The sequence below is a fragment of the Phaeobacter sp. JH20_26 genome, assembly GCF_048056275.1.
GTDB lineage: Bacteria > Pseudomonadota > Alphaproteobacteria > Rhodobacterales > Rhodobacteraceae > Phaeobacter > Phaeobacter bryozoorum.
Genome location: NZ_JAYMWL010000013.1, coordinates 1453500 through 1466077 on the forward strand (window position 1 = coordinate 1453500; position 12578 = coordinate 1466077).

Annotated in this window: 11 protein-coding genes; 5 read left to right on the top strand and 6 right to left on the bottom strand. The window is 60.5% G+C overall.

What is annotated here, in order from left to right:
* Positions 1-41 precede the first annotated feature (41 nt).
* Both VWY60_RS12700 and VWY60_RS12705 read left to right on the top strand, forming a co-directional pair.
* Entirely contained in the window at positions 42-437 is a 396-nt protein-coding gene (locus VWY60_RS12700) for a BlaI/MecI/CopY family transcriptional regulator (RefSeq protein WP_340544494.1), read from the top strand.
* Entirely contained in the window at positions 427-1581 is a 1155-nt protein-coding gene (locus tag VWY60_RS12705) for a M56 family metallopeptidase (protein WP_416540644.1), read from the top strand. The genes VWY60_RS12700 and VWY60_RS12705 overlap by 11 nt, the downstream gene beginning before the upstream one ends.
* A gap of 192 nt (positions 1582-1773) precedes the next feature.
* Here VWY60_RS12705 and VWY60_RS12710 read toward each other — a convergent pair whose 3' ends face one another.
* The 5 genes from VWY60_RS12710 to VWY60_RS12730 all read right to left on the bottom strand — a co-directional run bounded on the left by VWY60_RS12710 (position 1774) and on the right by VWY60_RS12730 (position 8852).
* Positions 1774-4053, bottom strand: coding sequence for a methyl-accepting chemotaxis protein (locus tag VWY60_RS12710; protein WP_416537273.1), 2280 nt, complete (start codon positions 4051-4053; stop codon positions 1774-1776).
* Between the two features lie 166 nt (positions 4054-4219).
* Entirely contained in the window at positions 4220-5470 is a 1251-nt protein-coding gene (locus VWY60_RS12715; protein WP_416540645.1) for an NAD(P)/FAD-dependent oxidoreductase, read from the bottom strand.
* 57 nt (positions 5471-5527) lie between these two features.
* The gene (locus VWY60_RS12720) at positions 5528-6958 is read right to left on the bottom strand and encodes an aldehyde dehydrogenase family protein (protein ID WP_416540646.1); all 1431 of its coding nucleotides are present in this window, start codon (positions 6956-6958) and stop codon (positions 5528-5530) included.
* Positions 6958-7902 (bottom strand): proline racemase family protein, encoded by a 945-nt coding sequence (locus VWY60_RS12725; RefSeq protein ID WP_416540647.1) that lies wholly within the window; start codon positions 7900-7902, stop codon positions 6958-6960. Before VWY60_RS12725 ends, VWY60_RS12720 begins: the two co-directional genes overlap by 1 nt.
* A complete protein-coding gene (locus VWY60_RS12730; RefSeq protein WP_340544485.1) occupies positions 7893-8852 on the bottom strand; it encodes a dihydrodipicolinate synthase family protein in 960 nt (319 codons plus the stop codon). Before VWY60_RS12730 ends, VWY60_RS12725 begins: the two co-directional genes overlap by 10 nt.
* A 158-nt stretch (positions 8853-9010) precedes the next feature.
* Here VWY60_RS12730 and VWY60_RS12735 point away from each other — a divergent pair, with 158 nt between their 5' ends.
* Entirely contained in the window at positions 9011-9673 is a 663-nt protein-coding gene (locus VWY60_RS12735) for a GntR family transcriptional regulator (protein WP_340544483.1), read from the top strand.
* 25 nt (positions 9674-9698) lie between these two features.
* On the opposite strand, the gene VWY60_RS12740 is transcribed toward VWY60_RS12735, so the two are convergent.
* Positions 9699-10643, bottom strand: a complete 945-nt coding sequence (locus VWY60_RS12740) for a glycosyltransferase (protein ID WP_340544482.1) — start codon at positions 10641-10643, stop codon at positions 9699-9701.
* 412 nt (positions 10644-11055) lie between these two features.
* Here VWY60_RS12740 and VWY60_RS12745 point away from each other — a divergent pair, with 412 nt between their 5' ends.
* Together VWY60_RS12745 and VWY60_RS12750 are read left to right on the top strand one after the other, a co-directional pair.
* Entirely contained in the window at positions 11056-11466 is a 411-nt protein-coding gene (locus VWY60_RS12745) for a sugar 3,4-ketoisomerase (protein WP_416540648.1), read from the top strand.
* Entirely contained in the window at positions 11466-12563 is a 1098-nt protein-coding gene (locus tag VWY60_RS12750) for a DegT/DnrJ/EryC1/StrS family aminotransferase (protein ID WP_416540649.1), read from the top strand. The genes VWY60_RS12745 and VWY60_RS12750 overlap by 1 nt, the downstream gene beginning before the upstream one ends.
* The last annotated feature ends 15 nt before the right edge of the window (positions 12564-12578 follow it).

Below are 12578 nucleotides of genomic sequence, written 5' to 3' on the forward strand. Positions count from 1 at the left end.
CCCCTAGCATGATCAAAGCCCAGGACAACCGGACAGACATGATGCGAAAGAAACAGGACAACCCGCTTTTGACAGAGGTTGAACTCGAATTCATGACTGTTGTCTGGGAAACCGGCGGCGGCACGGTGCGCGATATCCTGGCCGAACTGAACAAAAGCCAGGAACGGGCCTACACATCGGTCGCGACTGTGCTGAAGATTATGGAACAAAAAGGGTTTCTGAGCAGCGAACGAGCTGACAGATCCTTGGTCTACCGTCCTGCGGTGCCCAAGGCGGATTATCAGAAAACCACTCTCAAGAACCTTTCGAGCAAGCTCTTCAACGGCGCCCCGGCGGCCCTCGTCGCCCGCCTGGTGGATGACGAGGATGTCACCGACGAGATGCTCGTGGAGATACGGGCCTTGCTGAATGAAAGGTTGGGGGACGATGAACGCTGAGAGTTTTCTGAACGCCTATATTGACCTGAATTTACTGCTCCTTGCCGGCACCGTTCTCTGGCTGGCGCTGCGGGCGATGCTGGCACGCAGTCGGCTGGGCCCGGCGTTTCGCCCACAGCTCAGGCTGCTGAACGGCATGACGCTTTTGCTGACGGTGTCACCGATACTGGTGGTTGCTCTGACCACCTATGTCGTCTCCCAGCCGCCCACCCTGTCGGACATGCTGGTGGCGCAGTATCTGCAGGGCAATGTCAACATGAGCGCCACACGGTTTGAGAGCATCCTTGGCCTGCGCGAAGATCTGGTGAGGGCGTTGATGGCGCAGACCAGCCTCTGGGCGCAGCTTGCGGTTGCCGCGCTCATTGTCGGTGCCCTCCTTTCCCTCGCGCAGCTGGGCTTGGCCGTGCTGCGGCTGCGGTCGGGATTGCGACAGGCCTATATCTGGAAGCGGCTTGGCCGTATCGAAATCCGCATCAGCGACCGGAGCACAGTCGCCTTCTCCACGCGCGGCCTGTTTACCCGCTATGTTGTGCTGCCCTCCGCGCTGGTCACAAACCCATCGGATCTGCGGTTGAGCGTTGCCCATGAATTGCAGCATTTCCGCCAGTGGGATGTGGAATGCGAATTCCTGCTGGAGGCACTGCGCCCCTTCCTGTTCTGGAACCCCGCCTATCACCTCTGGCGTCGTGAAGTGCAGATGCTGCGGGAATTTGCCTGTGACCAGGCGCTGATGACGCGCGGGCAGCGGGATATCCGCGCCTATTGCGAATGTCTGATCCGGGCCTGCACCCTGGCGGCGCGGGATCCGATCCGCTTCGTGCAGCGCAGCCCCTCGGTCGCATTGGTAGATCGGCGCGAACTGCGCCGTGGGGCCACGCTGGCCCGGCGCATTGATGTGGTCACCGCAGCGCAGCAGCCCCAAGATCCCCATATGTTTGGCTGGATGCTGGTTTCGACGATGCTGGCGACCGGGGTGATTGCCACCGCGCTCCTGATGCAGCGGCCCGGCGACTGGAGCCATGACCGGATCATGTTGTCGACCATCGTCAATCTCGAGCGGATGGCCCACCGCAACGCTGTGACCGATACCAATCAGACGGCTGTCACCGCCTTGCAGGGTGGGTTCATGACGCTCACCAAATAACCCCTTTCGGTGTTCACGACCTGCGACGGCTGTCAGAACTGCATCCATTTCTGCTGATCGAGACATCCTCTAGGGCGTACCGGTGAGTTTGCGCAGCTGCGGTGTCGATCCCGGAAAAACAAACACCCGATCACAAAAAATCGCCCGATCTGAAAATCAGACCGGGCGATTCTGTCTCATGTCTTGATGCGGTCAGCCGTAGGCTGAGTGTGCGCCAGCAGCCCCATCCGCCGCCCAGTCACCTGAGCCTGCGCTGGCTGCGCCATTGCCGAGCTGGAACCGCGAAACCACGCCGGTCAGCGCCTGTGCTTCATGTTGCAGCAGCTGGCTGGCGGCAGAGGCTTCCTCGGACATTGCGGCGTTTTGCTGAGTGGTGCCATCCAGACGCCCCATAGCGCCGTTGATGTTCTCCAACCCTTTGGATTGTTTCTGCACGCCATCTGCGATTTCAGTGATGAGGTCGGATACATTCGTGACCTTTTCGATGATCCCGCTGAGCGCATCCCCCGCACGCCCCACCATGGCCACCCCGTTTGCCACATGTTCCTCGCTTGCCGACGTCAGCCCCTTGATCTGCCCAGCAGCTTTGGAGGCCCGCATTGCGAGGGCACGCACCTCAGAGGCGACAACTGCAAAACCAGCACCGGCCTCACCGGCCCGTGCCGCCTCGACGCCTGCGTTCAGCGCCAGAAGATTGGTCTGGAAGGCGATATCGTCAATCATGTTGATAATCTGCGAAATCTGCTCGGAGGCATCCTGAATCTGGTCCATTGCCTGGACCGCAGACGTCACGATATGGTTGCTGTGTTCGGCCTCGTCGCGTGTACCGCGCATGGTCTCATCGACCTGCCCGGCCCGGTCGGCGGTCTCTCGAATGCTATTGGTCAGGTCCTGCAGCGCTGCTGCGGTTTCCTCCAAAGTGCCGGCTTGCGCTTCGGTCCGATGCGCCATTTCCTCGGCGGAGGCGCGCTGCTCTTCGGAAAACTTGTCGACGTTATGAGCCGCATCCACCACCTCAGACAGCGAATCGCGCAGGTTGACCAGGCTGCGATTGAAATTCTCGCGCAGCGTTTCGTAGTGCTCCGCAAAAGGTTGTTGGATGTCGCAGGCCAGGTTGCCGCGCTGCAACTCGGCCAGGGCGCCGCTCATCTCCTCGACAACCGCAGCGGTCTGTTTTGCGGCTTCTTCTTCGCGCTCGGCGGCCTCATCCGCGATCAGCAGCTTGTCGCGGAACATATCCAGACTCCGGGCCAGATCGCCCAGCTCATCACCACGGCCACGACCGCTGATTTCACTTGCGTAATCTTCGGCAGCCAGCGCATTCGTAGCCTCGCGCAGCGCCAGAATCGGGCGGGTGACATGGCGTGCCGCGACGAAAGACACCACGATAGCAATCAGGACCGAAACCCCGATCATCAGCATCGCCACAAGCCGGATGTCGCGAACCTTTGCAAAAGCTGCCTGTTCTTCGGTCTGTAGCACCAAAGACCAGTCAAAGCCCGCAATGTCCAATGGCCGCACCATGGCAATGATGGGTTTACCAGAGATGGATGTGGCGCCCTCAAACAGACCGCTATCGCCCGCCGCGGCCGCCTTGGTTACGGCGTTCTCCGGCAGGGCATCGCCAATGGCAAACTCCCCTTCGATCACCGAAGTACTGCGTGCGGTGCCGTCGCTGCCAACCAGGAAGATGTTCTGATGCCCATCGACGTCCATGTTGGATGTCAGCGCGGCCACGACTGCAGCGCTTGAAATCTGAACCGCCATCACGCCGATGACTTCTTTTTTCTTGTTGAATACCGGCACCGCCATAAAGGCACCTGCACCGCCGCCGCCCGGCGCGTAGGTCGCAAAATCAGCGGTCACAACCTGACCTTCCTCGGCGTTGAGCGCTGCGCTGAACACTTTGCCTAGGCCGCTTTCGGCATTCTCGCCCGAACCGAATTGCTGAATGAAGTCTTCGCGTTTCTTTACCGAATACAACAGCTGGCCCGATGCGTTCAGAAGATAGAGATCCTCATAACCGTTGACCTCCAGCGACTGCAGGAAAGTCGGGTGATAGGTCGCATGGGACTGGCTGTAATAGGAGCCATCGCCCGGATCGCTCAGCAGATGACGTTCGTTCGCCGCGTTGGGGTTTTCCTCGATGTAGTGACGCCGCAGGAACCCAACCGGCTCTTCTTCGATCATCGTGTAGACGCGGTCGAAGTTGCTGATGGCCCGGAATACCGTTGGCTGCGACGCGTTGATCGACAAGTCGCGGCGCGCGGCCTCCATCATGAAGCTCAACGCCTGCTCACCGGAACGGGCGGTGGTCGCTTTCGACGCATAAACGAAATCGCGAATGCTCTTCTCCGCCATCGAATAGACGAGGAATGAGACTGTCACCAGAAACGTTGCCGTCAAGGCCACCATAATCAGGGGCAATTTCAGCTTGAGCGAGAGTTTCGGGGCCTTGGGCATGACGCGCATGTCTCCTCTTAAAAGTGCCGATTCTGTCGCAAGGCGACCGAATAGCCTAAGAGATAGCCAGACAATTCCTTCTATTTCGTTCACGTTCGGTTTGCGAACAACTGTGGAAAAAACAACGCCGCGCCTTTCGGCACGGCGAAAACGACAATAGATGCAGACGGTTGTGTCAGAAGCGATCCGCTGCAAAGGCAGAGAGGTCGATGGCGGGCCGACGCGCTTCGACCAGATCCGCGACCAGCTCGGCCGTGGCCGCCGATTGTGTCAGGCCGACATGGCCATGGCCAAAGGCATAGATCACGCGCGTGTCACGGGTGGCGGTACCGATCACTGGCAGGCTATCGGGCAATGAGGGGCGATAACCCATCCACTGGGTGCCATTGGCCGTGTCCAGTTCGGGCATGAACTGCGCGGCCTTTGCCAGGAGCGTGCCCGCGCGTTTAAAGTTCGCAGGCAGTTTCAGCCCGCCCAGTTCAACCGCACCGCCGACACGGACTCCCCCGCGAATCCGGCTCACCACAAAGCCATGTCGGCTGAAGGTAATATGCGTGCGCAGATCAAAACACCCTGCCGGCAGGGTCGTATTATAGCCGCGCTCGGTTTCCAGCGGCAGCCGGTCCCCCAGCCTGCGTGCCAGGTGATGTGACCAGGCACCGGCGGCTATCACGACATGATCCGCCAAGAGCGGCTCGCCCTCGGTCATGATGCGAATGCCATCGTCGCCGGTCTCCAGATCGCGCACATCGCCCTTGCGAAACTGGCCACCGCGCGCTGTGAAGGCCTGAAACAGATGCTCAACCCAGGCCTTGGGGTCGCAGGTGTTCATCCAGTCGGGCGTGAACCCTGCGTGGGTAAACCGGGAGCTGAGACCGGGTTGGATCTCGGCGATTTCAGCCGGGCTGTGGAGCAGAGAAAACCGGATGCCGTGATCACGGCGCAGCTGCCAGCCGTACTGGCTGGCCGCGAACTCGGCCTCGGATTCATATAGCTGCAGGGCGCCTTCGCGCTGGATCATCGCTTCGCCGCCGGTATCGGAGATCTGGCGTTCCGTCGCGGCCTTGGCAAGGTGCATCAGAGCGGCCTGGGCCTTTACCACGGCCTGATAACGATCCCGCCAGCTGGCCCGCCAGAAGCGGATCAACCAGGGCGTCAGCTGCAGCGCGTAGGCAGGCGGCACAGACAGCGGGCCAAGCGGATCAATGAGCCAGCCCGGCGCCTTTTTCATGATGCCGGGCGTCGCAAGCGGCTCAACATCGGTGAAGGCAAAGGCCCCGGCGTTGCCAGCGGAGGTTTCCTCGGCCACGCCCTTGCGATCCAGCAGGACAACCTGCCCGCCGCTGGCTGCAAGCTCGCTTTGCAACCGCAGAGCCGTGCTGACACCCACGACACCTGCACCGATAACCACAACCGTCTTTGTCATCTGCCCCCCCATTCGTGACTGTGGCGAGGCCCCCGCCCCGCCACCTGCTAACCGGCGTTACGCCAAGGTATAGGCAGTTTTGACTTTTGTATAAAAGTCTTTCGCATGGCTGCCCTGCTCGCGGGCGCCAAAACTGGACCCTTTGGTGCCGCCAAATGGAACGTGATAATCCACCCCGGCGGTCGGAAGATTCACCATCGTCATGCCGGCCTCGACATTGGCCTTGAAATGCGTCGCATATTTAAGCGATCCGGTGCAAATCCCTGCGCTGAGACCAAACGGTGTGTCATTGGCAACCATCAGCGCCTCGTCATAGTCGGCAACGCGAATAACCGATGCCAGCGGGCCAAAGACTTCTTCCTGATTGATGCGCATCTCGTTGGAGGTCTCGGTCACCAGAGCAGGCGAAAGATAAAATCCCTTGGTGCTGCGCTGAAGCGTCTGGCCTCCGAGCACCCGCCCGCCTTCGCTGGCGGCGACATCTATATAGTAGAGATCCTTCTCCAGCTGCCGCTCATCCACAACCGGGCCAATCTGGGTCTCCTGATCCAGCGCATTGCCGACCCGAAGATCTGTCATCCGCTGGCCCAAAGCCGCGACAAAACGGTCGTGGATGCCTTCGGTCACGATCAGCCGCGAAGAGGCCGTGCAGCGCTGACCGGTGGAGAAGAACGCGCCATTGAGGCTGGCCTCGACCGCGGTCTCCAGATCGGCATCATCCAGCACCACCATTGGGTTTTTGCCACCCATTTCCAGCTGCAGCTTCTTGCGCTGCGCGCCGCAGGCAGCCGCAATGGCGCTGCCGGTCTCAACCGAACCGGTAAAGGAGACAGCATCAACATCACGGCTGTCCACAAGCCGCTGACCAACGGTGCTGCCGGTGCCAAAGACGATGTTGAAGACACCATCGGGCAAACCGGAGCGGTTGATGATCTCGGCCAGCGCATGGGCGCAACCCGGTGTCAGCTCGGCCGGTTTCAGAACAACCGCATTGCCAAAGGCCAGTGCCGGGGCGACTTTCCAGGCCGGGATGGCGATGGGGAAGTTCCAGGGCGTGATGAGGCCGACAACCCCGACCGGAGAGCGGGTCACCTCGACACCGACGCCGGGGCGAACCGAGGCAAGTATCTCACCCGCCTGGCGCAGGGTTTCACCCGCGAAGAACTTGAAAATCTGCCCGGCCCGCGCTGCCTCGCCGATGCCTTCGGGCAGCGTCTTGCCTTCTTCGCGCGACAGCAGCCGACCCAGTTCGGCCTTGCGGGCCAGGATTTCGGTGCCGATGGCGTCCAATACATCAAATCGCTGTTGCGGCGTGCTGGCGGCCCAGCTCGGGGCGGCGGCCTTCGCCGCGGCAATCGCGCGATCCATGTCTTCGGCCTGGCTGTTGGCGGCGTAGCCCAACATGTCCTGCGTGTCGGACGGGTTGATATTGGCGCTGGCGGCGGCGGTCTCCGACCAGTCGCCGGCGATCAGGTTGCGATAGTCCATCAAAATACCTCTTGGGTGGTGATCCCCGCCCGATAGGGGTCTGCGGGATCAAAGTTCAAAACTGTGTCTCCGGTCACAAAGGCCGTGCCGGTTATGGTCGCAATCACTCCGCCGCTGGAGCCTCTGCGGTATTGCAGCGAATAGGTGCTGCCGATCACGCTTTCCTGAATCCAGGTCACGCCGGGCGCAAGATCGCCATCAGCAGCAAGGCAGGCCAGTTTCGCCGCCGAACCGGTGCCACAGGGCGAGCGGTCATAGGCTGTTCCCGGGCAAAGCACGAAGTTGCGTGCATGCCCTTCGGAGGTCAGCGGTGGCGCGACATACTCGACGTGGTCGATCATGGCGCCGTCGCGCCCGGTGATCCCCTGCTCGGCCAAGGCAAGCCGCAAGTCAACGGCCCGCGCGGTCAGCTGGTCGATATGGGCCAAAGTGAGAGGTGCCGGTGCATCGGAGGTCAGGAAGAACCAGTTTCCACCCCAGGCGATATCGCCCGTGACGGGGCCTTGATCTGGCACCTCGACCACGACGTTGGCGCGATAGCGGTAGCTCTCGACATTTTCGACAGCGGCGCGATTGGCGGACTGCAAATGGACGCCGACGGTCCCAACCGGCGTTTCGATATGGTGTCGGCCCAGATCAAGGCGCCCGAGATGATGCAGGCTCACTGCGGTTCCTATGGTGGCATGGCCACACATGCCCAAGGGTCCGACCGGGTTGAAATAGATGACACCGACGGCGCAGCCGGGATCTGTCGGCGGCACCAGCAGGGCACCAACGATGGCGTCGTGACCACGTGGCTCCGACAGCACCGATGTGCAAAAGCTCCGATGCTCGCGGAACAGGCGCTCGGCCCGCTCCGCCAGTGATCCACTGCCAAGGTCCGGCCCGCCCGAGAGGATCAGACGGGTCGGCTCTCCAGCGGTATGGCTGTCGATTACCCGCATAGCGCCGCAACATCGGGTTGCTGGCTCCAGTCGGCGTACCAGCTGCGGAAGAGGTCATATTGCGCTTCGACATAGGCTTTCTGGCTGGCGCTGAGCCGGTCGCTTTCGTTGAAGTGCAGCTGGTATTCGCTGTCGCCGTTCAGCACCATCAGGTGCTTGTAGTAGAGAACCAGATCCGCACCTTCGTCGAAGGAGGACAGCACCGCCAGTGCAGCTTCCAGTTCAAGCGCCTGCCGACGGGCTGTTGCATTGCCCTTGGCCGCCAACTGGCAAAGCGAAACAAGATGCAGCACCTCAGCAGGCAGCGCATTGCCGATCCCGGTGATCGCGCCCCCGGCCCCACAGTTCACATAGCCGTGGAACACGGTGGTATCGACGCCGATCATCAGGGTAACGCTGCTGTCCTGCGAGGTGATGTTCTCGGCTGCATACCGCAGGTCCTCAGCGCCGCCGAATTCCTTGAATCCGATCAGGTTCGGATGGTCACGACGCAGGTCAAAGAACAGATCAGCGCGCGTAGCGAACCCATAATAGGGGCTGTTGTAGATCACCGCAGGCAGCGTGGGTGCGGCAGAGAGCACGGCCGCGAAATGGTCGCGCTGCGCAGCCACGGAACTGCCGCGCGACAGAACGCGCGGGATCACCATCAGACCGGCGGCCCCGACCTCGGCGGCATGAGCGGCATGGGCAGCGGCCTGCGCCGTATTGACAGCGCCAGTACCGACGATAGTCGGCACGCCAGCGGCAACCAATCGGGCAACGCCTTCCATCCGCTCGGCATCGCTGATCAGTGGCCAGTCTCCCATCGATCCGCAATAGACCACCGCCGACATGCCCTTCGAAATCAGCTCCTGCCCCTTTTTGACCAGCGCATCGAAGTCCGGTCGGCGGTCGGCGGTGCAGGGGGTCATCAGGGCCGGGATACAGCCGGAGAATACGGGGTGTGTCATTGTTGGATCCTCTTCAATGGATATGAACCCGAGGGTGCTGGCTCTCGGCGCTATGCTTTATTGCATAATACATATTGGATCCAATATTCAATATGATATTTATCTGCACTTTCCCCGCAATGACGATCAAGGGTATAAACCGGACAAGGAGCGAAGATATGAAGTTGAAATCCGTTGATATATCCAAGACCGCGTCTGCCTCGACGATCGTCTTTGACGCCCTGCGCAAGGCGATTATCGAAGGAGACCTGAAGGAAGGTGAGCCGCTGCGGCAGGATGAGATTGCCCAGATGTTCAACACCAGCCGAATCCCCGTGCGCGAAGCGATTTCCAGACTTGAGGAACAGGGCCTGGTCAAAACCCAGCGCTACAAGGGCGCTGTCGTCTCAGGCCTGTCGGCGCAGGAAGCCAAGGAGATTTTCGATTTCCGAGCGGTTCTGGAATCGGAGGTGATCCGCCGTGCTGTCCCGCGGATGTCGCCTTTGGCGCTGGCCAATGCCAAGGCCTGCCTGGAAGCGTTCTCGCAGTCGGAAGATCCGATGACCTGGGGCGAGTTGAACCGGGATTTCCACTCCACACTCTATCGAGAGAGCGGGTTGCAATACCACATGGATGTGATCGACAATGCGATGGACCGCGTTGACAGCTACCTGAGGGCGCAGCTGGTGCTGACCAATGGCAACGAACGGGCCAATCGTGAGCACATCGCTATCTGGGAGGCCTGTGTTGCAGGCGACGCTGACCTTGCAGCCGCGCTCACACGTGACCACATCACCGGCTCCTGCGAAACGCTGCTGCAACGATTGGAGGATTTCGGCTAAGCGCCCGGAGCCGCCGCAATCTCCCTTAAGACGTCTTGAGCGCCTTCTTGCGACGCCGCCGCTCGGATAAAATGAAGCCCAGCACCGACCAGGGATGCTTCAAGGCCGATTTGTCCAGTTTCCGCAGCCCGCCCTTCAGATAGGTGCGGCGCAGTTGCCGTTCCTCAAGTCGGCTGCGGATGGCCTCGAGAATCGGGTCACCTTCGGTCAGACCGAAAACCTGCGCATCGGACAGGCGCTGGCGCAAAAGCGAAACCTCGCGGCCGACCTCTGCCAGACGTTTTTTGCGAAAAGCCTCGGCATCTGTGATGGATTGCTGCGTGCTGGTCTGCCCCATACCGACCCGATAGATGATAAGATCTTCGTCGATGAATGCGACGCGCCCCTCCAGTGCAGCACGGAACCCAAGCACAAGGTCCTCGTAGCAGTCTGCATATTGGATCGGACCATACTTGCGGAAGAGATCCTTGTGCCAGGCACAGGTCGCCCCAAGGAACAACTGCATTGAACAGGCCGCGGACATGGCATCGGTCCGGGTGTAGAATGTTGCCTTGGCATAGGTTTTGGGCATCGGTTTGCCGTCCAATGTCTCGACCTGGCCGTGCGAGAAGACCAGAAGCGGATCGTCACGCTCAAAGACTTCAATGGTCCGTGCTACGCGCCCCGGAAGAGAGATATCATCGCCGGACGCGGCAATGATGACATCACCTGTACTCAGGTTGAAGCATCGTTCGATATGTTTGTTGACGCCCAGGTTCTGCGGGTTCTTGTTGAGCACAACGGAATGTGGCCCGGAGTAATCGGCGACCAGCGCCTCCATCGCCTCAAAGGTGCCATCCTGCGAACAATCGTCCGACAGCAGAATCTCGATAGGATCGCAGTCTTGTGCCAGCACGGCCTCAACCGCCTCTTTCACATAGTCCCGCTGATTGTAGGTAAGAAGCACAACTGAGTAGCTGTATCTGTTCATTTCAACCCAATCCAACCTGCACGCACGCGCAGAAAATCCATAGCTGTTGCCCCTGCGGGCCTCAGGCCTGTCTTACCACCTGGACGCCGACGCCGTTAGACCACCAATACTGCAGTTTGCAAGAAGGAGCCATGCCCGACAGCTGCGGTTGCCCGTGTGCGCAGCCAATGAAACTGCCTGCCCGCTGGCACCGCAATCGAGTGATCCCAGCGGTCTTCTGGCGGTCACAGCCACGTAGGCCAAGTTCCGCAATGCAGGCGCGGCATGCGCCAATTCGATTGATCGGAGGTGACAATATGGTAGACAGCTGTGCCAATAGACCAGACTGGATCGCTCTTTTTCGATGATAGATCCGACGTTTGCTCCGATCAGCTGCCAAAGCCGGTCGTTGCCACAAGACCGGAGTACGGATTTGCCACTCAGCGATTGCAAATTTATTGACCTGCCCAAGATCGAAGACGCACGCGGCAACCTGACATTTGTCGAAGGGATGAACCACATCCCGTTTGATATCAAACGCGTCTATTACCTCTACGATGTGCCGGGCGGATCGGATCGCGGCGCGCATGCGCACAAGGGTCTGCACCAGTTCATGATCGCGATGTCCGGCAGCTTTGACGTTGTTCTGGATGACGGGTTCGACAAGAAACGCTTTCATCTGAACCGCTCATATTTCGGCATCTACATCTGCCCGATGATGTGGCGATATCTCGATAACTTCTCCTCCGGTGCGGTCTGCATGGTGATGGCATCCGCGCCTTATGACGAAAGCGATTATATTCGCGACTACACCGACTTCCGGCGGGCCGTGGGGGCAACGTGATGCAGGTTCCGTTTCTCGATCTGAAAGCGGCCTATGATGAGCTGGCAGAGCGCAGCGAACCCCGGATGCTGGAGAGCCTGCGCTCCGGCTGGTATATCCTCGGCCCGGATGTTGCCGGGTTCGAGCAGGCGTTTGCCCGCTACTGCGGCGTCTCACATGCGCTTGGTGTTGCGAACGGGCTGGATGCCTTGCGCCTGGCACTTGTGGCGCTGGAAATCGGGCCGGGAGATCGGGTGCTGGTTCCCTCCAACACCTATATCGCCACCTGGCTGGCAGTATCGCAATGTGGCGCGATCCCGGTACCGGTGGAGCCTGATCCGGCAACCCATAATATCACCGCTGACGGCATACGCGCCGCCATGGTGCCCGGCGCCAAGGCGGTTATTCCCGTTCACCTATATGGCCAGCCCGCAGACATGACCGCGATCATGGCGGTTGCCCGCGAATTGGGGCTGAAGGTGATCGAGGACGCCGCGCAGGCGCATGGCGCGCGCTGGGACGGACGCTCCATCGGCGGAACCGGTGATATCGTCTGCTGGAGTTTTTATCCGGGGAAGAACCTCGGAGCATTGGGAGACGGCGGCGCGGTCACCACCGATGACGATGCACTGGCCGACCGGCTATCGCTGCTGCGCAATTACGGGTCTCACGAAAAATACCGCAATGAGGTTGCAGGGTTCAACAGCCGCCTCGATCCGGTTCAGGCCAGCTTCCTGACCGTGAAGCTGGCGGTGCTGGACGACTGGAACGCACGGCGGGCGCAGATCGCCGCGCGCTACCTGTCGGAATTGTGCGATCTTGGCATTGCGCTGCCCAATGTCGCGGCCAAGGCCGATCCCGTCTGGCATCTGTTTGTGGTGCGGCACCCGGACCGGAACCGGCTGGCGAAAGATCTGGCCGAGGCCGGCGTCCAGACCCTGGTGCATTATCCGATCCCGCCACATGCGCAGGCAGCTTATGCTTCCTTGGGTCTGACGGATTCGATGCTGCCACTGGCAACTCAGCTGGCCCGGGAGGTGATCAGCCTGCCCATCGGCCCGCATCAAAGCCACGCGCAGACCGATCATGTGATCAGCTGCCTCAGGCGGCTGGCCTGACCCCTGCCCCCTGCC

Coding starts and splice junctions, on each gene's coding strand:
- VWY60_RS12700 (WP_340544494.1), top strand. CDS start 42: ATGCGAAAGAAACAGGACAACCCGCTTTTGACAGAGGTTGAACTCGAA.
- VWY60_RS12705 (WP_416540644.1), top strand. CDS start 427: ATGAACGCTGAGAGTTTTCTGAACGCCTATATTGACCTGAATTTACTG.
- VWY60_RS12710 (WP_416537273.1), bottom strand. CDS start 4,053: ATGCGCGTCATGCCCAAGGCCCCGAAACTCTCGCTCAAGCTGAAATTG.
- VWY60_RS12715 (WP_416540645.1), bottom strand. CDS start 5,470: ATGACAAAGACGGTTGTGGTTATCGGTGCAGGTGTCGTGGGTGTCAGC.
- VWY60_RS12720 (WP_416540646.1), bottom strand. CDS start 6,958: ATGGACTATCGCAACCTGATCGCCGGCGACTGGTCGGAGACCGCCGCC.
- VWY60_RS12725 (WP_416540647.1), bottom strand. CDS start 7,902: ATGCGGGTAATCGACAGCCATACCGCTGGAGAGCCGACCCGTCTGATC.
- VWY60_RS12730 (WP_340544485.1), bottom strand. CDS start 8,852: ATGACACACCCCGTATTCTCCGGCTGTATCCCGGCCCTGATGACCCCC.
- VWY60_RS12735 (WP_340544483.1), top strand. CDS start 9,011: ATGAAGTTGAAATCCGTTGATATATCCAAGACCGCGTCTGCCTCGACG.
- VWY60_RS12740 (WP_340544482.1), bottom strand. CDS start 10,643: ATGAACAGATACAGCTACTCAGTTGTGCTTCTTACCTACAATCAGCGG.
- VWY60_RS12750 (WP_416540649.1), top strand. CDS start 11,466: ATGCAGGTTCCGTTTCTCGATCTGAAAGCGGCCTATGATGAGCTGGCA.